Annotated in this window: 21 protein-coding genes; 15 read left to right on the forward strand and 6 right to left on the reverse strand. The window is 68.2% G+C overall.

Annotated features, from left to right (window positions below):
• Positions 1-183: 183 nt before the first annotated feature.
• Positions 184-741: a DoxX family protein gene (locus QH196_RS05150; protein ID WP_280414585.1), complete on the reverse strand. Its 558-nt coding sequence runs from the start codon at positions 739-741 to the stop codon at positions 184-186.
• Positions 742-1,118: 377 nt separating this feature from the next.
• On the opposite strand from QH196_RS05150, the gene QH196_RS05155 reads away from it, so the two are divergent.
• On the forward strand, positions 1,119-1,607 hold the full coding sequence (locus QH196_RS05155) for a hypothetical protein (protein WP_280414586.1): 489 nt from the start codon (positions 1,119-1,121) through the stop codon (positions 1,605-1,607).
• A gap of 213 nt (positions 1,608-1,820) precedes the next feature.
• Here the strand turns inward: QH196_RS05155 and QH196_RS05160 are convergent, their stop codons facing one another.
• Together QH196_RS05160 and QH196_RS05165 are read right to left on the reverse strand one after the other, a co-directional pair.
• The gene (locus QH196_RS05160) at positions 1,821-3,038 is read right to left on the reverse strand and encodes an RtcB family protein (RefSeq protein ID WP_280414587.1); all 1,218 of its coding nucleotides are present in this window, start codon (positions 3,036-3,038) and stop codon (positions 1,821-1,823) included.
• Positions 3,039-3,238: 200 nt separating this feature from the next.
• On the reverse strand, positions 3,239-4,102 hold the full coding sequence (locus tag QH196_RS05165; protein ID WP_280414588.1) for a ribokinase: 864 nt from the start codon (positions 4,100-4,102) through the stop codon (positions 3,239-3,241).
• 64 nt (positions 4,103-4,166) lie between these two features.
• On the opposite strand from QH196_RS05165, the gene QH196_RS05170 reads away from it, so the two are divergent.
• From QH196_RS05170 to holA, 12 genes are all read left to right on the forward strand, one after another.
• Positions 4,167-5,432, forward strand: a complete 1,266-nt coding sequence (locus QH196_RS05170; protein ID WP_280414589.1) for a glutamate-5-semialdehyde dehydrogenase — start codon at positions 4,167-4,169, stop codon at positions 5,430-5,432.
• A 119-nt stretch (positions 5,433-5,551) separates the two neighbouring features.
• On the forward strand, positions 5,552-6,445 hold the full coding sequence (locus QH196_RS05175) for an AAA family ATPase (protein WP_280414590.1): 894 nt from the start codon (positions 5,552-5,554) through the stop codon (positions 6,443-6,445).
• Positions 6,446-6,447: 2 nt separating this feature from the next.
• Positions 6,448-7,854 carry a vWA domain-containing protein gene (locus QH196_RS05180; RefSeq protein ID WP_280414591.1) on the forward strand — a complete coding sequence of 469 codons (1,407 nt, stop codon included), beginning with the start codon at positions 6,448-6,450 and terminating at the stop codon, positions 7,852-7,854.
• A gap of 39 nt (positions 7,855-7,893) precedes the next feature.
• Entirely contained in the window at positions 7,894-8,571 is a 678-nt protein-coding gene (gene nadD, locus QH196_RS05185) for a nicotinate-nucleotide adenylyltransferase (protein WP_280414592.1), read from the forward strand.
• Complete coding sequence (rsfS, locus tag QH196_RS05190) at positions 8,568-8,972, forward strand: ribosome silencing factor (protein WP_280414593.1); 405 nt, start codon at positions 8,568-8,570, stop codon at positions 8,970-8,972. The genes nadD and rsfS overlap by 4 nt, the downstream gene beginning before the upstream one ends.
• Entirely contained in the window at positions 8,969-9,628 is a 660-nt protein-coding gene (locus QH196_RS05195) for a histidine phosphatase family protein (protein WP_280414594.1), read from the forward strand. The genes rsfS and QH196_RS05195 overlap by 4 nt, the downstream gene beginning before the upstream one ends.
• Complete coding sequence (locus tag QH196_RS05200) at positions 9,618-9,785, forward strand: hypothetical protein (RefSeq protein WP_280414595.1); 168 nt, start codon at positions 9,618-9,620, stop codon at positions 9,783-9,785. Before QH196_RS05195 ends, QH196_RS05200 begins: the two co-directional genes overlap by 11 nt.
• A gap of 94 nt (positions 9,786-9,879) precedes the next feature.
• Entirely contained in the window at positions 9,880-10,662 is a 783-nt protein-coding gene (octT, locus tag QH196_RS05205; RefSeq protein WP_280414596.1) for a diglucosylglycerate octanoyltransferase, read from the forward strand.
• A gap of 3 nt (positions 10,663-10,665) precedes the next feature.
• The gene (locus QH196_RS05210) at positions 10,666-11,508 is read left to right on the forward strand and encodes a DegV family protein (protein ID WP_280414597.1); all 843 of its coding nucleotides are present in this window, start codon (positions 10,666-10,668) and stop codon (positions 11,506-11,508) included.
• 151 nt (positions 11,509-11,659) lie between these two features.
• Positions 11,660-12,553, forward strand: coding sequence for a ComEA family DNA-binding protein (locus QH196_RS05215; RefSeq protein ID WP_280414598.1), 894 nt, complete (start codon positions 11,660-11,662; stop codon positions 12,551-12,553).
• Positions 12,554-12,695: 142 nt separating this feature from the next.
• Positions 12,696-14,330, forward strand: coding sequence for a ComEC/Rec2 family competence protein (locus QH196_RS05220; RefSeq protein ID WP_280414599.1), 1,635 nt, complete (start codon positions 12,696-12,698; stop codon positions 14,328-14,330).
• Positions 14,331-14,621: 291 nt separating this feature from the next.
• Positions 14,622-15,590: a DNA polymerase III subunit delta gene (holA, locus tag QH196_RS05225; RefSeq protein WP_280414600.1), complete on the forward strand. Its 969-nt coding sequence runs from the start codon at positions 14,622-14,624 to the stop codon at positions 15,588-15,590.
• Positions 15,591-15,809: 219 nt separating this feature from the next.
• Here the strand turns inward: holA and QH196_RS05230 are convergent, their stop codons facing one another.
• Together QH196_RS05230 and rpsT are read right to left on the reverse strand one after the other, a co-directional pair.
• Entirely contained in the window at positions 15,810-16,055 is a 246-nt protein-coding gene (locus QH196_RS05230; protein WP_280414601.1) for a hypothetical protein, read from the reverse strand.
• Positions 16,056-16,202: 147 nt separating this feature from the next.
• On the reverse strand, positions 16,203-16,463 hold the full coding sequence (gene rpsT, locus QH196_RS05235) for a 30S ribosomal protein S20 (RefSeq protein ID WP_280414602.1): 261 nt from the start codon (positions 16,461-16,463) through the stop codon (positions 16,203-16,205).
• A 318-nt stretch (positions 16,464-16,781) separates the two neighbouring features.
• On the opposite strand from rpsT, the gene QH196_RS05240 reads away from it, so the two are divergent.
• Positions 16,782-17,576 carry an aquaporin gene (locus QH196_RS05240; RefSeq protein WP_280414603.1) on the forward strand — a complete coding sequence of 265 codons (795 nt, stop codon included), beginning with the start codon at positions 16,782-16,784 and terminating at the stop codon, positions 17,574-17,576.
• Between the two features lie 22 nt (positions 17,577-17,598).
• Here the strand turns inward: QH196_RS05240 and QH196_RS05245 are convergent, their stop codons facing one another.
• A complete protein-coding gene (locus QH196_RS05245; RefSeq protein ID WP_280414604.1) occupies positions 17,599-18,180 on the reverse strand; it encodes a type II toxin-antitoxin system PemK/MazF family toxin in 582 nt (193 codons plus the stop codon).
• Positions 18,181-18,257: 77 nt separating this feature from the next.
• Between QH196_RS05245 and lepA the strand changes: the two genes are divergently transcribed.
• Positions 18,258-20,168 (forward strand): translation elongation factor 4, encoded by a 1,911-nt coding sequence (lepA, locus tag QH196_RS05250; protein WP_432278154.1) that lies wholly within the window; start codon positions 18,258-18,260, stop codon positions 20,166-20,168.
• Positions 20,169-20,305: the final 137 nt, after the last annotated feature.

Consider the following 20,305-nt stretch of genomic DNA (forward strand, 5'->3'; position numbering starts at 1 on the left):
GGTGGGGGTTTTTGGCGGCGTGCCCGGATCGGGCCCCAGGGTTTTTCGCGTTGCCGGTGGGGGGCATTTATGCCTACCGCATGCCATTGAAGGACATTGTTTTGTTGGGGGCTGTATTCTTGGTGGGGGTGTCTCCCCGGGCCCTGCTCGGCGGGGCCACGACCACCCGTACCGCTGCGCGGCTCAGCGGTCAGCTGCCTGCACGGCACGGCCGGCGACATCCGGAGAGGTGAGCGCGGGCGGCTCGGGCTCTGCGCGGGTGCCCGATATCGAGGGCAACGCCTGCGCTACCCAGAGCGCGACGGCGAAGTACACGATCTGCTCGGGGATCCGGAACCACAGCGGTGTGGGCGGTTCGCCGTTGAGCGGGATGTTCTCGACTGCCGCATAGATGTTCGCCGGGACCATCACGACCAGTAGGACGGCGAGCCCGAGCCCGGCCCAGCGGCGGGTGCCGGCGAACAGCAGACCGGCGGCACCGGCCAACTCCAGGACACCCGTTGCGTACACGGCGAACTCCGGGAACGGGATGGCGCCGGGCACCATCGCCACGAGATCGCTGTGGCTGGGCATGACGGTGACCGAATCGGGCACGAAATGCGCCAGCCCGGTCATGGTGAACAGGAAAGCCAGCCCGTATGCGGTGGCGACGCGCCAGGTGGCGAAACGGCGTACGCCGGCCAGGCCGAGCAGGCGGAGAACGAGGGTGGGGACGACGAACATCATGAGTGTGCCGAACATGGCGGTTCCTCGGGAAGGAGATCCGGGCTGACCGGAATGGTTGTTGTTATCGACTGATAAATAAGAGTATGCATCGAATGATAACTAGTCAAGTGTTCGGGGTGCCTGCAGGTTCTGGCGAGGTCGCATCCAGCTATGGAGGTGTGCACCGGAAGCGCCGGACCAGCGGATCGTTTCGTCCGAGCCACATAGGGCGCGGTCGTCCGGCGGCGTACCGAGGGTCGAATCGGCCAGGGCGCCGAATCCGTCCCGGCTGAGCAGCGAGCCCGGTGGGGCAGAGGCCGACCGCGCCGCCGGGGTGGCGAGTTGTCAGTGCCGGGTCGGGAGCAGCGACAATGGCACCCCGATCATGTAACGACCGTCCGGAGGAGTGCTGGATGACCGAACTCGTCGAGCGGGGTCGTGCGGATCCAGAAGAAGCGGACGCGAACGGCCGTTTGCCCGGGAAACCCCTGCGCGTGGTAGCCGCGATTCTGGTCGCGCTGTTGCTCACGCCGGTGGCGATCGGTATCGCAGCCAACGGCGCGGTTCTCACCGGGCGCTGGTGGGACTCCACCGACCGCTGGCTGGCCCCGATCCAGTCCGTGCTCGGCGCGGTTCTGTTGCTGGCAGTCGCGGCGCTCGCGGTCGCAGTGCCCGCCGCGGCAATCGCAGCGGGACTGGTGTGGGGAATTCTGCCCGGAGTGGTCCAGATCGTGATACCGGAACGCACCTACCCGCTGATCTCGGCTGTCCCCGGACTACCCACCGATCTGGACCACGCGTTGTACAGCTGGCTGTCCGGTGGAGTGGTGCTCATGGTCGGTGTGCTGCTGTTCGGCGCCGGTCTCACCGCCGGCTTGCTGCGCCGTCGACTTGCGGGATGATTCGCAGTGCCGGAAGGTCGGAAGTGCTCCGGTCTCGTCGCCGCAGGGCCCTCCCGTGGACATCTGCCCAGGTCTCGATCGGTCGCCGCGAGGTGACCGGTTGCGTGTCGTTCGGTTATCGGGTGTGCGGTGCTCCGGGGGGACCGACCTTCGGGCCGGTGTCCCCGGCGATCGAGCATGCGGCGGGACCGGCAGATCCCGCCCGCCGCATACTCAGCCCTTCACGCAGAGCACCTGGCGCAGGGTCGCGACCACATCGACCAGATCCTGCTGGGCCTCGATCACGTCGTCGATGTTCTTGTAGGCGGCCGGGATCTCGTCCAGAACACCGGCGTCCTTACGCGACTCCACACCCTCGGTCTGGGCGACCAGATCCGCGACGCTGAACTGCCGCTTGGCGGCATTGCGGCTCATCCGCCGGCCCGCGCCGTGCGACGCGGACTGGAACGACTCGGGGTTGCCCTTACCGCGCACCACGTACGAGCGAGTACCCATCGAGCCCGGGATGAGCGCCATATCGCCCGCCCCGGCGCGGACCGCACCCTTACGGGTCACCAGCATGGGAACACTGTCGATCTTCTCCTCCGCCACATAGTTGTGGTGGCACGAGATAGGTGTATCGAACCGGACCTCGCGGGTGGGGAACTGCTTGCGCACCGCCTCGGATACCAGCGCCAGCATGACCGCGCGGTTGCGGGCCGCGTACTCCTGCGCCCAGGTCAGATCGTGCCGGTAGGCGGCCATCTCCGGGGTGTTCGCCAGAAATACCGCGAGATCCCGGTCGACCAGGTTCTGGTTGTGCGGCAGTTTGCGGGCCACCGCCATATGCCGCTCGGCGATTTCCTTGCCGATATTGCGGCTGCCGGAGTGCAGCAGGATCCACACCTGGTCGTCCTGGTCCAGGCAGACCTCTATGAAGTGGTTGCCCCCGCCCAGCGAACCCATCTGCTTGTGCGCCTTGGATTCCCGGGGCGCCACAGCCTCGTCGAGGTCGTCGAACGCCGACCAGAACCGGTCCCAGCCGGTACGCAGGGTCGAAGTCGCGACACCGGACGGCCCAGGCGCCAGCTTGTTCACCTGCACAGGGTTCTTGTGGGCATTGAACCCCACCGGTACCGCCGCCTCGATCGCCGAGCGCAGCGCGCGCAGGTCGTCGGGCAGATCGGCCGCGGTCAGGTCGGTGCGCACGCTCTCCATCCCGCAGCCGATATCCACCCCGACCGCCGCCGGCGCGACCGCATCGCGCATGGCGATCACCGAACCGACCGTGGCGCCCTTCCCGAGGTGCACATCCGGCATGACCCGGACGCCGTGCACCCATTCCAGCCGGGCGATATTGCGCAGCTGTTGCAGCGCCGCCGCATCGATCTCGCTCTCCTGGGCCCACATCAACGTCCGTGCCCGGGTACCGGACAGCTCGACGGGAAACATTGTTTCGATCCTTCCGTTCGGCGGACCGGTGTCCGCCTCCGTACTTCACGGTAGGCCGAGGGCACGGCGCGGGGCATCCGAATTTCGGGCGGCGCCGACAGACGTCTACCGGCGAGCAGGTCGCCCGTGTGCCGGTGCGATCGTTGCGGCTGTGGCCGGTTTCCGATCAGCGCTGGTATCGGTGCGGGATCACGGACCGGTCATCGGTCGAGCATCGCCTCGATATCGGGGCGCCATGGGATCGCCGCGCTGGCACCGAGTGTGGTGGTGGCCAGTGACCCTGCGGTGCAGGCGAAGCGCAATGCGGCGTCCGGTCCCTGTGCCCAGCGCACGGCGAGTGCCCCGGTGAACGTGTCTCCGGCGCCGGTGGTGTCGACTACCTCGACCGCCGGTCCCGTGGCGGTGGTTTCCGCGCCGTCGGGGCCACGATACCGGGCGCCGTGCGCGCCGAGCGTGACCACCACGTGCGGCACCCGGTCGAGCAGGCTGCCCAAATGCTCGGCCTCGCCGGTGTTCACCACGGCGACGTCGACGTGTTCCCACAGCTCGTCCGAAAGATGCTGTACCGGCGACGGGTTGAGCACCACGGTGGTGTCGTGTGCGCGCGCGTGCCGGGCGGCGGCCGTCACGGTCTCGAGGGGGATCTCGAGCTGGCAGACGAGGATATCGGCGGCGGCGATGGCGGTGCGGTCCGCGGTGGTCAAGCCGGTCACCGCGGTGTTGGCGCCGCCGACGACGATGATGCTGTTCTCGCCGGAATCGTCGACCACGATCGTCGCGATACCGCTCGGCCCGTCGATACCCCGCAGCCCGGTGGTGTCCACGCCGGATTCGGTGAGCACGGCGCGCAGGCGCGGGGCGAATACGTCGGTGCCGATCGCGCCCAGGAACATGGTCTGCCCACCGGCCCGGCTCGCCGCGATCGCCTGGTTGGCGCCTTTACCGCCCGGCACCATCGTGAAACCGCGGCCGAGCACCGTCTCGCCCGGCGCGGGACGGGCCGCGGTGGTGGTCACCAGGTCCATGTTGATACTGCCGAGCACGGCGATCAGTGGCGAGGTCACGGGGAGAACGTAACGCGTGAGCGCCGGTGAAATCAGGTTTTCCCGGTGCGTAGGCTATATACCTATGACGGCAGAGACCACCGCTGAGTTCGATATGCGCGAGGCCGTGCACGGGGCTGCACGCCGGGCCCGGGTCGCGTCCCGGGTGCTCGCCCAGCTCACCACGGCCCGGAAGAACGAAGCGCTGCACGCCGCGGCGGATGCGCTGCTGGCCGCCGCGGATACGGTGCTGGAAGCCAACGGCGAGGATTTGGTGGCCGCCAAGGCGGCCGGCACCGAGGATTCGCTGCTGGACCGGTTGCGGCTCACCAAGGACCGGGTCGACGGGATCGCCGCGGGCCTGCGCCAGGTGGCCGCCCTGCCGGATCCGGTGGGTGTGGTGGAACGCGGGTCGACGCTGCCCAACGGGCTCGAGATCCGGCAGGTTCGGGTGCCGCTCGGGGTGGTCGGCATGGTGTACGAGGCCCGGCCGAATGTCACCGTGGACGCCTTCGGGCTGGCGTTGAAATCGGGTAACGCGGCACTGCTGCGCGGGTCGTCGTCGGCGGCCCGGTCCAATGCCGCGCTGGTCGAGGTGCTGCGGTCCGCGCTCACCGAGGCGGGTCTCCCGGCCGACGCCGTCCAGCTGCTGCCCAGCGAGGACCGTTCCAGCGTGACCCACCTGATCCAGGCGCGGGGTCTGGTGGATGTGGTGATCCCGCGCGGCGGCGCCGGCCTCATCAACGCCGTGGTGCGCGACGCCCAGGTCCCCACTATCGAAACCGGTACCGGCAACTGCCACGTCTACGTCCATTCCGGTGCCGACCTCGATATGGCCGAGGAAATCCTGATCAACGCCAAAACCCGCCGGCCCAGCGTGTGCAATGCCGCCGAAACCGTGCTGATCGATGCCGCCATCGCCGAAACCGCCCTGCCGCGGCTGGGCAAGGCCCTGGCCGACAAGGGCGTCACCCTGCACGGCGATCTCGACGGTATGACTCCGGCCACGGACAAGGATTGGGCCGAGGAGTACCTGACCCTCGATATCGCGGTGAAAATCGTCGACGATCTCGACGCCGCCGTCGACCACATCAACACCTGGGGCACCGGCCACACCGAAGCCATCGTCACCGGCGAACTGGCGGCGGCCGACGAGTTCACCCGCCGGGTGGACGCCGCAGCGGTCATGGTCAACGCCTCCACCGCCTTCACCGATGGTGAGCAATTCGGTTTCGGCGCCGAAATCGGTATCTCCACCCAGAAACTGCACGCCCGCGGCCCGATGGGATTGCCGGAGCTCACGTCCTCGAAGTGGATTGTCCGGGGCTCCGGCCAGATCCGCCCCGTATAGAAACCGCGTCACGTCACCCGGCTCGGTGGTGAGCTGGGTCTCTCGGCTCCGGGGGACGAGGTCTGCCGGCCGGGGGCCCGGTAGCGTGGGATGGGCAGAGTTCGACGGAAGGACGCCCCATGGAGCCCGCGAGTTCCCCCATCCCGCCGGTTCAGGAGCCGATTTTCGCGTCGGTCGATGATGTGCAGGTCCGGCTCGCCGAAACCGGCTATCTGGCCGATAAGGCGACCGCGACGTCGGTTTTCCTGGCGGATCGTCTCGGTAAGCCGCTGCTCGTGGAGGGCCCGGCGGGTGTCGGCAAAACCGAGCTGTCGCGGGCGGTGGCGCAGACTTCGGGCGCGGAACTGGTGCGGTTGCAGTGCTACGAGGGTGTGGACGAGGCGCGGGCGCTCTACGAGTGGAATCATGCCAAGCAGATCCTGCGAATCCAGGCCTCCGGGGAGAACGATTGGGCCGAGACGAAGGCCGATGTGTTCACCGAGGAGTTTCTGCTGTCGCGGCCGCTGCTCACCGCGATCCGGCGAACCGACCCCACCGTGCTGCTCATCGACGAAACCGATAAAGCCGATGTGGAGATCGAGGGGCTGCTGCTCGAGGTGCTCAGCGATTTCGCGGTCACCGTCCCGGAGTTGGGCACCATCACCGCCGACCGTAAACCGTTCGTGGTGCTGACCTCCAATGCCACCCGGGAGCTGTCCGAGGCGCTGAAACGGCGCTGCCTGTACCTGCACCTGGATTTCCCGGACGAAGACCTGGAGCGCCGCATCCTGGCCAGCCGGGTGCCGGACCTCCCGCAGGCCGTGGCGGCGCAGCTGGTGCGGATCGTGCATGTGCTGCGCGGGATGCAGTTGAAGAAACTGCCGTCGGTGGCCGAAACGATCGACTGGGCGCGCACCCTGCTCGCGCTCGGGCATACCGACCTCGACGATACGACGGTGCGCGACACCCTCGGCGTCGTGCTGAAGCATCGCAGCGACCACCAGCGCGCGCTGGCCGAGCTGAAACCGGTCTGATCATGGCGGTCACCGAGGACCGGCCACTGGCCCCGCACGGACTGCCGGGGCATCTGGTGGGGTTCGTGGAGGCGCTGCGGGCACGGGGGATCCCGGTGGGTCCGTCGGAAACCGTGGACGCGGGCCGTGTGCTGTCCGTACTCGATCTCCTGGACCGGGATGCCGTGCGGGAGGGCCTGGCCTGCGCTCTGCTGCGGCGCACCACCCATCGCGCCACCTACGACGGCCTGTTCGACCTGTGGTTCCCCGTCGCCATCGGGGAGCGCGACGCCGCCGCGGAGATCGAACTGCCGTACCGCGACGACGGCCGCCTCGACGTACCGGCGCTGCGCCAGATGCTGGCCGAGATGCTGGCCGACGAGAACTCCGGCGGCGCGCAGGCGTTGATGGCCGCGCAGCTGGTCGAGCAGCTCGGGCAGTATCAGTCGGCGCGCGGTGCGTCGTTCTCGTCGTATCAGGCGCTCAAGGAGATCCAGCCGCAGACCCTGCTGGCGCAGATCCTGGCCGGAATGACCACCCCGGATATGAGTGATTTCGAGACCGAGATCGCGCGCCGGGCGGCCCGCGGCCGCATCGACAACTTCCGCCGGACGGTGGAGGCCGAGACGCGGCGGCGGGTGGCCGAACGGATCGGCCGGGAGCGGGTCGCTTCGTACGGGGTCGCCCGGCAGGCCGAGGACGTGGATTTCCTGCGCGCCTCGCAGAACGAGCTGGCCGAGCTGAAACGCAGTACGCAGCGCCTGGCGCGGATTCTGGCGTCGCGACTTGCGGTGCGCCGCCGGCATGCCAAACGGGGCGAGATCGATCTGCGCAAAACACTGCGCAAATCCATGTCGACCGGTGGCGTCCCGATCGATCTGGTGAACCGCAAACCGCGCCCCGGCCGTCCGGAGCTGGTCCTGCTGTGCGATGTGTCCGGTTCGGTCGCCGGATTCAGCAATTTCACGTTGCTGCTGGTGAACGCCCTGCGCGAGCAGTTCTCGAAGGTGCGCATCTTCGCTTTTGTCGACAACACCGACGAGGTGACCCGGTTCTTCGACCCGCACACCCAGCTCGACGAAGCCATGCAGCGGATCTTCGCCGAGGCCGATATCGTCGGCTTCAACGGACACTCCGACTACGGCAGCGCCCTGACCAGCTTCGCCGACGGATTCGCGGACGCGGTCACCAGCCGTAGCTCGCTGCTCATCCTCGGTGACGCCCGCACCAACTACCGCGACCCGGAACTGTCCACCCTGTCCGAGCTGGTCGCCGTCGCCAAGCACGCCCACTGGCTCAACCCCGAACCACGCCAGAACTGGGGGTCCGGCGATTCGGCCGCCGACCGCTACCAGCAGGTCATCGAAATGCACGAATGCCGGTCCGCGTCCCAGCTCACAGCCGTGGTCTCCCGGCTGCTGCCGGTCTGACCGGGACCCGCCGGGAACACCCCGTTAAGCTCGACACTCATGCGCGGAACAGGCCAGGGCGGACCCAAGCTGGGGGTGATGGGTGGCACCTTCGATCCCATCCACCATGGGCACCTGGTCGCGGCCAGCGAGGTCGCCCACCGGTTCGACCTCGACGAGGTCGTCTTCGTCCCGACCGGCCAGCCGTGGCAGAAATCCGGTCGGCGGGTCAGCCCGGCCGAGGACCGCTACCTGATGACGGTGATCGCCACTGCCTCCAACCCGCGGTTCTCGGTGAGCCGGGCCGACGTGGACCGCAGCAAGATGACCTATACGGTCGACACCCTGCGCGACCTGCACGCCCAGCGTCCGGGTGCCGAACTGTACTTCATCACCGGGGCGGACGCGCTGGCCAGCATCCTCACCTGGCAGGATTGGGCGGAACTGTTCGAGCTGGCGAAATTCGTGGGCGTCAGCCGGCCGGGGTATGAGCTGAACATCGATCATCTGGCCGACCATCTGCGCGGTATGCCCGACGACGCGGTCACGATGATCGAGGTCCCCGCGCTGGCCATCTCGTCGAGTGAATGCCGCCGGCGCGCGGCCGAGGGCAGGCCCGTGTGGTACCTGGTGCCGGACGGCGTCGTCCAATACATATCGAAACGGCACCTCTATGTGCCGGCGCAAGCGGAAGGTAATGGAAGCGTGAACCGAGGACCAGGGGGAACCACACCATGACTGCGACAGCCGAGGCAGTGCAGATGGCGACCGTCGCCGCGTTGGCCGCGGACGAGAAACTGGCCGCCGATGTGGTGGTACTCGATGTGTCCGAGCAGTTGGTGATCACCGACTGCTTCGTGATCGCTTCGGCGCCGAACGAGCGCCAGGTGAACGCCATCGTCGATAATGTCGAGGAGAAACTGCGCGCGGCCGGGCATAAGCCGGTGCGCCGGGAAGGGACCCGCGAGGGCCGCTGGGCACTCTTGGACTATGTCGATGTGGTGGTGCATATCCAGCACAACGACGAACGTAATTTCTATGCGCTGGAACGGTTGTGGAAAGACTGCCCCGTCGTTCCGGTCGAGGGGATCGGTGGGCCCGAGGCCACCGATGCGGAAAGTGCTGGAGAGACCGAGTGACACAGAAAACCGGTGTGCGCACCCTGATCCTGCTGCGCCACGGGCAAACCGAATGGAACGCCAACGACCGGATGCAGGGGCAGATCGACACCGATCTCACCGATCTGGGCCGGCGGCAGGCCAAGGAGGCAGCACGGGAACTCGTGTCGCACAAGGCGATCGGCCTGGTCTCCTCCGACCTGAAACGGGCCTACGAGACCGCGCAGGCGCTGTCGGAGCATTCCGGCCTGGAGGTGGTCCGGGAGCCGCGGCTACGCGAAACCCATCTCGGTGACTGGCAGGGGATGGGCGATGTGGAGGTCGATTCGCTCTATCCGGGTGCGCGCCTGGAATGGCGGATGGACGCCACCTACACCCCACCCGGCGGCGAATCGAAGCTGGAAGTCGGCGCCCGGGCGCTACCGGTGGTGCAGGAATTGTTCACCGAGCGGCGGGATTGGCCGGGCGCCACTATGATTCTCGTGGCGCACGGCGGGCTGATCGCCGCGCTCACGGCCGCATTGCTCGACCTGCCGCCTCAGAACTGGCCGGCCCTCGGTGGGCTCGCCAATGCCAGCTGGGTGCAGCTCAGCAGCCACGGTCCGAGCATCGAGAAGCCCGGCTGGCGTCTCGATGTGTGGAACGCAGCGGCGAAAGTAGCACCCGATGTCATCTGAAGACCTGAACCGGCAGATTCCGGACGAACTGTTCCAGCGGGTTTCCGCGAAACCGGAACGCGCGCTACCCGATGCGCTGTTCGGTCCGGCGACCGAACCGCAGCAGGATGAGAACGCCGAGAGTACCGACGGCGACGATATGCGTAAGGCAGTCTGATCATCAGGAGGGTCGCGCAGTGACAGCGAGGTCGGAGGATACGAGCCGGCCGGAATCGGCCGAGCCGGTACAGGGTTCGGCCGATCCTCAGCCTATGCCGGGAACGGATCAGACCGGCGGCGCTGCCACCGCCCTCCCGCTCGACGAATCCGCACCCGCAGATCCGGTGGGCCGGCGGCCGGTCCTGCTGGTGATCGCCGATTCGCTGTCCTATTTCGGGCCGAAAGGCGGTCTGCCTGCCGACCATCCGCGGATCTGGCCGAATCTGGTGGCGTCCGAACTCGACTGGGAGGTCGAACTGGTCGCCCGTATCGGCTGGACCTGCCGGGACGCCTATTGGGCCCTGATCGGCGACCCGCGGGTCTGGGCGGCCGTACCGCATGCCGGGGCGGTGGTTTTCGCGGTGGGCGGTATGGATTCGCTGCCCTCCCCGCTGCCCACCGCGCTCCGGGAACTGATCCGCTATATCCGGCCGGCCGGGCTGCGCCGGGTGGTGCGTTCGGTCTACCAGTGGGTGCAGCCCAGGGCCTCGAGGCTGGGCAACCGGGTGGCGCTGCCACCGGAGATCAGCGTGGACTACCTGGAACAGTGCCGCACGGCGCTGGCCCAGCTGCGGCCCGATCTGCCGATGGTGGCGGTACTACCGTCGGTACACGCCTGCGACGCCTACGGGCGGGTGCACCGCGGCCGGGAACCGGCGGTGCGGGCACTCGAGAGCTGGTCGGCGCGTACCGGTGTGCCGCTGGTCGATCTGAAGGCCGCCGTGCACGACAACATCTTCTCCGGCGACGCCAACCCCGACGGTATCCACTGGGGGTGGGACGGGCATTCCGAGGTCGCCATATCGATGGTGAAAACACTGCGCGAGGTGGGGTGAACCGTGGCGGTCGTGGTCGTCACCGATTCGTCCGCCGGCCTGCCCGCGGACCTCATCGGCGAGCTGGGGGTCGATATCGTGCCCCTGCACGTCCTGGTCGGGGAAACAACCCACCGCGAAGGTGTCGATGACCTCGATATCGACTACACCGCGGATTCGGTCAGCACCTCCGCACCGTCTCCCGGTGAGCTCCGCGATGCCTATACCGCGGCACTGGCGCGCAGCGGCGGCGACGGCGTGGTCGCGGTGCATCTGTCCCGGCAGCTGTCCGCCACCTGGGAGTCCGGGCGGCAGGCCGTCCGGGATATGGGCGCCGAAGATTCCGTGCGACTGGTGGATTCGCTCGGCGCCGGCCTGGCCACCGGGCTACCGGCACTGGCCGCCGCCCGATCGGCCGCCGCGGGCGCCCCGCTGGACGCGGTGCACCGGACCGCTGTCACGGCGGCGGAGAAATCGCACACCTTCATCCTGGTGAATCGCACCGAACAACTCCGCCGCGGTGGACGACTCAGCACCGCGGCCGGATTCTTCGCCGGCGAGCTGGTGAGCAAACCGATCCTGCAGTTGGTGCAGGGCAGGCTGGAGTTGCGGGAGAAGGTACGCACCCGGTCGAAGGCGCTCGGGAAGCTGGTGGCGGCAGCCGTGGCGGCCGCCGGGTCCGGGGAAGCCGTTCTGGGGGTTCAGCATCTGGATGCGGCCGATGCGGCGGAAACGGTGATCGCTCAGCTGCGTGAACGCCTGCCGCAGGTCCGGGAGATCCTGACAGCGGAGTTCGGTCCCGCGCTCGGGGTGCACCTCGGGATCGGTGCGGTCGGCGTACTGGTATTACCCGGCGGCTGGGGCTGAGCTCAACACAGTTGTGCCGGGCCGATCCGGTGCGGCCTGCTCTCGGCCGTTCGGGGACGGGTTCATCCACAGGGCACGGTTGTCCACAGGTTTGCCGAAGTGCCTGGTCGGGCTGGAGGTCGGGCGCCGTCGCGGGCCTAGCGTCGCGAGCATGGCACGACAAGACGAGCGGGAACGGGTACACCGGCAGCTGGGCGGATACCTCGGCGGCCGGCGCAACGATTCCGGGATCGATGCGCCGCACCCGAATACCGTACTCACCGACGATGACGACGGCGTCCGGACTCCGCGCTGGCTCGACGCCGGGCCCGTTGCACCCACCTGGCGAGAACGACTGATACCGCCCCGATTCCGTGGCGCGCGGCTCGATCCGGGCCGCCGCGGTATGGCGACCATGGCGGGGGTCGGGCTCCTCGCCTTTCTGGTCACACTGGTGGTGGTGTTCTGGGAGCGCCCCGTCGCGCAACCCGTACCCCCGCTACCGGCCGCCCACCCTGCCGCGTTACCCGCGGCGGTACCGGCCTCCGCCACCGCGCCCGCAACACCCGGAACGGCGCCGGGCCCGCCACCACCGGCCGAGCTGGTGGTGAGCGTCGTGGGCCTGGTGCACAAGGCCGGTCTCGTCCGGCTACCGCCGGGTGCCCGGGTCGCCGACGCCCTCGCCGCCGCCGGCGGAGCACTCTCCGGTGCCGACCTGACCGGGCTCAACCTGGCCCAGCGCCTCGCCGACGGTGACCAGGTCCGGGTCGGCCCCGCCGATACCGCTGCCCCGCCGCCCGGTAGCGCCACGGTGAGCGGCGGAAAAACGGTGGTGGCAGATCCGGATGCCGAGGTCCCATCACCCGCGAGCGGCACTCCGGTCGACCTGAACACAGCTACCGAATCGGTTCTCGACGCACTGCCCGGTGTCGGCCCGGTCACCGCGAAGGCGATCATCGCCTGGCGGGAGACGAACGGACGCTTCACCGATGTGGAACAACTGTCCGAGGTCGACGGCATCGGCCCGGCACGCCTCGCGCGACTCCGGGAACTGGTGACGGTATGACGCAGGCGGGCGATATCGGGTCGGGAGCCGGAAGCCCGGCGCGGGCGGGCGGTTCGACTTTCATCGGTGCTCGCGCACTGGATGATGCCAGGGCGGGGAAGTGGAGCTGGTGGCTGGTGCGGACAGTTGTCCGGCTCCGCCGGTGACCGGCGCGGACAGTGCCGGACACGTGGATCGAGGTGACCGGCCGGGCGACGATTTCGACGGTGCTGCGCGGGTACTGGACGCCCGGCTTCTCCCGGCAGCCCTGGCCTGCTGGGCGGCAACGATCGCGGCCGTCGCCGCTGGGTGGTTCGCCGGGATCGTGGTGGCGGCCGGGCTCACCTCGGTGGCACTCGTTTCGTGGGCGCTGTTGTGGGCCGGGGTAGCTCACCGCAAGGAGCGCTACCGGGTGGTTGCGACGACGATCATCGGTGCCGCTGTGCTCGGCGCGGGCTTCGCGCTGGCGGGTGCATGGCGCGAATATCAGGTGATCGTGCATCCGCTCCGGGCGGTACCGGACGAGGCGACGGTGCATGTGGTGATCACTCCGTCCGACGATCCGAAACCTGTGCGGAGCAGCGGATCCGGCGCCGGCCGACTCTGGGTGGTGCGTGCCGGACTGCGCGAGTTCCGCTACCGCGACGAGGTGGTCCGAGCGGGCGGGTCGGTGGTTGTCCTGGCTGCCGGTCCGGGTTGGGGTGAACTGCGGCCCGGGCGGCCGATCGAATTCCGTGCCCGTACCGCACCCCCACGGCAACACGATCTGACGGTCGTCACGCTCCGCCCGATCGGCCCGCCGGTCCCGGCCGGGCCGTTGCCCTGGTGGCAGGATCTGGCCGCGGGAGTGCGCGCAGATCTGGCCGCCGTCGCCCGGTCTGCCCTCACACCCGACGCGGCCGGGCTGCTTCCCGCGCTGGTCGTGGGCGACACCTCCGGCTTGTCCGATCGAGTCCACGAGGATTTCGTCGCGTCCGGATTGCAGCACCTGTGTGTTGTCAGCGGGGCGAACTTTTCTGTGCTCCTGACCGCCGTGCTGGCACTGGCCCGGGTACTGACTTGCGGTCCACGGCTGTCCTTCTGTGCGACGGCGACCGCGCTGGTCTTCTTCGTCATCATCGCCCGGCCCGATCCGAGCGTGCTGCGGGCCGCCGCCATGGGGTCGATCACGCTGCTCGCCCTGCTGACCGGTCGCCGGAAACAGGCGTTGCCCGCACTGTGCGCCGCGGTGATCGGGTTGCTCGCCCTCTGGCCATCTCTCGCAGTGCAGGCCGGTTTCGCGCTCTCGGTCATGGCGACCGGCGCCTTGTTGTTGCTGGCGCCGAGCTGGGCCGACTACCTCCGGGACCACGGCTGGTGGCGGTTGCCCGCCGAACTGGCCGCCGTTGCCGCCGCGGCCTTCGTCGTCACCACACCGATCACCATCGCCCTGTCCGGCAAGGTCAGCATTCTGGCGGTGCTCGCGAATATCCTTGTGGCACCGGTGATCGCACCGATCACTGTTCTCGGGGCGGCAGCGGCAGTGGTATCCACACTCTGGTACCCGCCCGCGGAGCTGATTCTGCACCTCACCGGCCCACCGCTGTGGTGGCTGCTCACCGTGGCCACCGAAACCGCCGAGGTCCCCGGTGCGCTGCTCACCGTGCCCGGCGGGTCAGCGGGCGGGCTCCTCGCCGCCTGTGCTGCGGCTGCCGGGATTGCAGCGCTGCGCGTTGCGCGGCTACGGAGATACCTGGCGGCCACCGCAGCCGGCATTGCTACCGCCTACCTTCCGCTGCTTCTGTGGTTGCACTGGTGAGCAGCGGATACCCGGCTCGTGGTCTCACGCCCGGCTGCGGCGTCCACCGGGTGACGGCGTATCGGTGCCGCTGACCTGGTTTCCCGGCCTCATTTCTACCGCGCCGAATGCCATGCTCGGACGGCTACATCGGGCAGACGGCAGTGCGGGGAGTCGGTGGGGCGGACGGAGATCAGGTTTTCACGATTCGTCCGGCGGCGGGTTCGTTCGTGCCATACGTCTGCACGCGAATGCGGAGCCTTGTGAGGCCGATCCCGGGAATCGTCGGGGTGCCGCCGTACGATCGGAGCCGTGAGCGAGCGAGCGGCGGTGCACCTGGTCCTGGGGGAAGAAGAACTGCTGATCCAGCGGGCGATTGCGGGGGTGACGGCGCAGGTGCGGGCGGACGCCCCCGACCCGGACTCCGTCCCGGTCGACCGGTTGCGGGCCGGGGATGCCAGTAGCGCGGAACTGGCCGAGCTGCTGAGTCCCTCGCTGTTCGCCGAGGACCGGGTGATCATTCTCGAATCGGCGGATCAGGCCGGTAAGGATGCCGTGGCAGTGATCACCGAAGCCGTCACGGCCCCACCCGAGGGGGTGGTGCTGATGGTGGTGCATTCCGGGGGCGGCCGGGCCAAGGCGCTGGTTCCGGCGCTGCGGAAGGCCGGGGCGCAGGTCCACGAATGCGCCAAGCTCACCAAGGCCGCCGAACGCGCCGAATTCGTGCGGTCCGAATTCCGGGCGGCGGGGGCGCGGGTCTCCGGCGAAGTCGTGCAGGAGGTGCTGGACGCGGTCGGGTCCGAGCTGCGGGAGCTGGCGGCCGCCTGTTCGCAGCTGGTCGCCGATACCGGTGGGAAAATCGACCTCGCGGCGGTGCGGCGGTACTACTCCGGTAAGGCAGAGGTATCGGGCTTCGAGGTCGCGGATCTGACCGTCGCGGGGAACAGTGCCGGTGCGGTGGAGGCGCTGCGCTGGGCGCAGGACCGCGGTGTTCCGCATGTGGTGCTCGCGGATGCACTGGCCGATTCCGTGCATACGATCGCGAAGGTCGGGTCGGCGGGTCGCGGTGACCCGTTCAAACTGGCGGGACCGCTGGGACTGCCACCGTGGAAGGTGAAGAAGGCGCAGGGGCAGGCGCGCGGCTGGTCACCGGCCGCGATCGGTGCCGCGCTGCAGGTCGTGGCGACACTGAACGCGGATGTGAAAGGTGGGGCCGCGGACTCCGGGTTCGCCCTGGAGGACGCCGTGCTGAAGCTGCTGGCCCTCCAAGGACGTGACTGAGGCCGCGGTGCCGGGGCTGCCGGGATGTGACTATGTGGCCGCGGAGCTGAGGCTGTTGGGGATGTGCGGGTGTGGCCGCAGGGCTGGGGGACTGCCGGGATGTGGCTGTGTGTCCGCCGTGCTTGTGGCTGTGGGGATGTGCGGATGTGGCCGCAGGGCCGGAGGTGCGGGGAGGGTGGTCGAGGAACGGCGTGTGGTCTGCTGGTCCGGCGGGGCCGGTCAGTCGACTGCGCTGAGCTCCAGCGCTTCCTCGGCGACCTCGTCGAAACGTCCGTCCCACTCTTCGTAGACGGGGGTCTCCTCTTCGCGGGTGACCATCCAGACGACGACCTGGCTGCCGTCGTCATCGGCGGGTACCAGCACATTCTCGATTTTCACGCCGATACCGAGTACCTCGGCGGCGCGGATGACGCCGGGCAGATCCTCGGCTTGGACGACCGACTGGTTCGCATACAACATAACCATGGGCCGCATGCTACGACAGGCGCTCGGCCTTCGGGCGGCCGCCATCCACTACTGCCTCGGAAAACATGCGCTGACCGAGCCCGGGCATACCAAAAGCCGCCGTGGTCATCGAAGCCGCGGCGGCTTTGTGTGAAAGAGTTCGAACTCTCAGAGCTTGTTCAGTGCGAGGGCCATCGCCGACTTCTTGTTGGCGGCCTGGTTCGCGTGGATGACGCCCTTGGAGGCGGCCTTGTCGAGCTTGCGGCTCACGAACTGGAGGCGCGCGCTGGCCGTTTCCTTATCGCCGGCCGCGGCGGCCGCCCGGAAGGCGCGGATATGGGTGCGCAGCTCGGATTTCACCGACTGATTGCGCTGGCGCGCCGCCTCGTTGGTGCGGATCCGCTTGATCTGGGATTTGATATTGGCCACGCCGGTATCCTCTGGTTCCTGTCTGGTTCGGTCGGAAAAGTCTGTATGCGCGTACCAACCCTGAATACGGCCGGCTCGGATTTCTCCGGGCACGAGGTACGGCAATGCCGAGTGGCCAGATTACCAGCAGGGGGCGGGGCCGCGAAATCGTGGGGGCGTTGCAACACCGTGACCTGGCCGTATGTCGTTGTGAAGCGTGTTCGTGCGGCGTAAGGTGCCGGGAAGTTCGGCCCATATGGTTTCGCAGCAGGACCCAGGTTTGCCCGGTGCGCGCCCCGATATCCCGCGGGGCGGCGATCCTCTCGGAAGGCGGCGTTCATGTCTCCCACTGCGCAGGAACGAGAAGCTGTACTCGAAGGTGTCGAGCCCGCGGATATCTCCGATACCAGGAAATGGATCGCCGAGGCGCTCGGCACCTTCGTCCTGGTGATGGGGGGTGTCGGGACGGCCGTGCTGGCCGGTGAGAAAGTGGGGCCGCTGGGGGTGGCGCTGGCGTTCGGTCTGTCGCTGCTCGTCCTGGTCTATGCGATCGGGCCGGTTTCCGGCTGTCATGTCAACCCCGCGGTGACGGTGGGGCAGCTCATGATGGGCAGGCTTTCGCCGATGAGTGCGGTGGGCTACATCGTTTCCCAGGTGATCGGCGGTCTGCTCGCCGGTCTGGTGTTGTTCGCGATTGCCAAGAACCTGCCCTCTTATGACCGCGCTTCCTCGGGGCTGGGCGCCAACGGCTGGGGTGAGCACAGCCCGTCGGCGGTCACCGGTCCGGCCGGTGAGGTGGTGATCCAGGAGGGGTACGGGATGGCCGCGATGATCATCGTCGAGGTGATGCTGACCGCGCTGCTCGTTTTCGTGGTGCTGGCCGCTACCGACCGTATTTCCGAGATTCCGCAGGCCGGGATGGCCATCGGTTTCACTCTCGCGCTCATCCACCTGATCTCGATCCCGGTCGACAACACCTCGGTGAACCCGGCCCGCAGCTTGGCCGTGGCGCCCTACCAGGACGGGGCGATGGGGCAGTTGTGGGCGTTCATTGTGTTCCCGCTGATCGGTGGTGTGCTCGGTGCACTGCTGTACGGGCTGTTGTTCGGGCGGTCCCGGGAACTGCAGGCCTGATCCGGCGGCGCCGGGGCTCGATTCAGCTCCAGTGGTATTCCCGGACCAGGCGATGCGCCACCCGGTCGAACAGTCGGCGCGGCAGGATGGCGCCCTCCCGGCGGATACCGTCCTCGGGGACGTCGAGTACCCGGTCCAGCCGGACCCAGCTGGCCCGGCCCTGGTGGTCCCAGATGCCGGCGCCGATCCCGACCCATTCGGGATCGTGGTCGCGGTCCGGGTTCGAGCTGAGCATCAGCCCCAGCAGGGTGCGCCCGTCGCGGCCGACCACCAGTACCGGCCGGTCCTTGCCGTTGTCCGGATCCTCCTCGAAGGGCACCCAGGTCCAGACGATTTCGCCGGGGTCGGCGCGGCCGTCGAGCTGGGGTGCGTAGACCACCCGGCGGGCGCGCTGTGCGGTCGGGACCGGTGTGGAGGCCGCGGGGCGGACGGGGACGCCCTTGGGGCCGGCCACCGCCCGGGGCGTGCGGCGGGTGGCGCGGGAGCTGCCGCGGACCAGTAGTGCTTCCACCAGTCGCGGTGCCTGCCGCCGGACGAGCTTCGGCCCCTGTTGTATCGCGATCGCGGTGAGCTGCTTGCCGAGACTGTTCCAACTGCGGGGCATCTCAGGAGGATAACGGCACACCCGGCCGGTGGAGTATCGCCGCGGGGCGGGACCGGGGGCCGGTGGTCCGGCTCACCATGGGACGATGGTCGCCAGTACGCCCGATACCCATGAGGAGTGGAGTGCCCGCCAGCTTCGCCGATACGACGTTCACCGATCCGTCGCGGATCCGGAACTTCTGCATCATCGCGCATATCGACCACGGCAAGTCGACGCTGGCCGATCGGATGCTGCAGCTCACCGGGGTCGTCGAGGAGCGGCAGATGCGCGCGCAGTACCTCGACCGGATGGATATCGAACGCGAACGCGGTATCACCATCAAGGCCCAGAACGTGCGGCTGCCGTGGACGCCCGGGACCGGCGAGCACGCGGGCGAGGATTTCGTCCTGCATCTGATCGATACCCCGGGCCACGTCGACTTCACCTATGAGGTCTCGCGGGCGCTGGAGGCCTGCGAGGGTGCGATCCTGCTGGTGGATGCTGCGCAGGGGATCGAGGCGCAGACGCTGGCGAACCTGTATCTGGCGCTGGACAAGGATCTGGAGATCATCCCGGTCCTCAACAAGATCGACCTACCGGCGGCCGATCCGGAACGGTATGCGGCCGAGCTCGCCCATATCGTCGGCTGCGAACCCGAGGATGTGCTGCGGGTATCCGGTAAGACCGGGGTGGGCGTGACCGAACTGCTGGATCGGGTGATCGAGCAGGTGCCGCCGCCGGTCGGCGACGCCGACGCACCGGCCCGGGCGATGATCTTCGACTCGGTCTACGACACCTACCGCGGTGTGGTGACCTATGTCCGTGTGGTGGACGGCAAGCTGACGCCGCGCGAGAAGATCAAGATGATGTCCACCGGCGCCACCCACGAGTTGCTGGAGATCGGGATCGTCTCCCCGGAACCCAAACCCACGCAGGGACTGGGCGTCGGCGAGGTCGGCTACCTGATCACCGGTGTGAAGGATGTGCGGCAGTCGAAGGTCGGCGATACCGTCACCTCCGCGCGGGGCGGTGCCACCGAACCGCTCACCGGGTATCGCGAGCCGCGGCCCATGGTGTATTCCGGGCTGTACCCGGTGGACGGCTCCGACTATCCGGTCCTGCGGGACGCATTGGACAAACTCCAGCTCAACGATGCCGCGCTCACCTACGAGCCGGAGACCTCGGTGGCGCTCGGCTTCGGGTTCCGCTGTGGCTTCCTGGGCCTGCTGCATATGGAGATCACCCGCGAGCGGCTGCAGCGCGAATTCGGGCTCGACCTGATCTCCACCGCACCGAACGTGGTGTACCGGGTGGTGATGGAGGACGCGGCGGAGCACACCGTGACCAACCCTTCGTTCTGGCCGGAAGGCAAGGTGCGCCAGGTCTTCGAACCGGTGGTGAAGGTCACGATCATCGCGCCGAGCGAGTTCATCGGCGCGATCATGGAACTGTGCCAGTCGCGCCGGGGTGACCTCGGTGGGATGGACTATCTGTCCGAGACCCGGGTGGAGTTGCGCTACACCCTGCCGCTGGCCGAGATCATCTTCGATTTCTTCGATTCGCTGAAATCGCGTACCCGCGGCTATGCCTCGCTGGACTACGAGGAGGCCGGCGAACGGGAATCGCAGCTGGTGAAGGTGGATATCCTGCTGCAGGGCGAGGCCGTGGACGCGTTCAGCGCCATCGTGCACCGCGATGCCGCGCAGGCCTACGGACACAAGATGACCACCAAACTGCGTGAGCTGATCCCGCGCCAGCAGTTCGAGGTGCCGATCCAGGCGGCCATCGGGTCGAAGATCATCGCCCGGGAGAACATCCGCGCCATCCGCAAGGATGTGCTGGCCAAATGCTATGGCGGCGATATCAGCCGTAAGCGCAAACTGCTGGAGAAGCAAAAGGAAGGCAAGAAGCGGATGAAGACCATCGGCCGGGTGGACGTCCCGCAGGAAGCGTTCGTGGCCGCGCTGTCCTCCGACGCCCAGGCCGATAAACCGAAGGACAAGAAGTAGCTGCCGGTTTCCGCTGCCTCTCGCCCCGCCTGGATATCTGCTGATAACGAAAATGTGACAGCCGTAGATGTCGACAATAGGCTGGTGGCGGATCCGTGCCGGATCGACGGCGGTGCGGTCGCCGGTGCACGCGAGAG

Origin of the sequence: Nocardia carnea (assembly GCF_029868325.1) — a bacterium.
Classification (GTDB): Bacteria; Actinomycetota; Actinomycetes; order Mycobacteriales; family Mycobacteriaceae; genus Nocardia; species Nocardia carnea_C.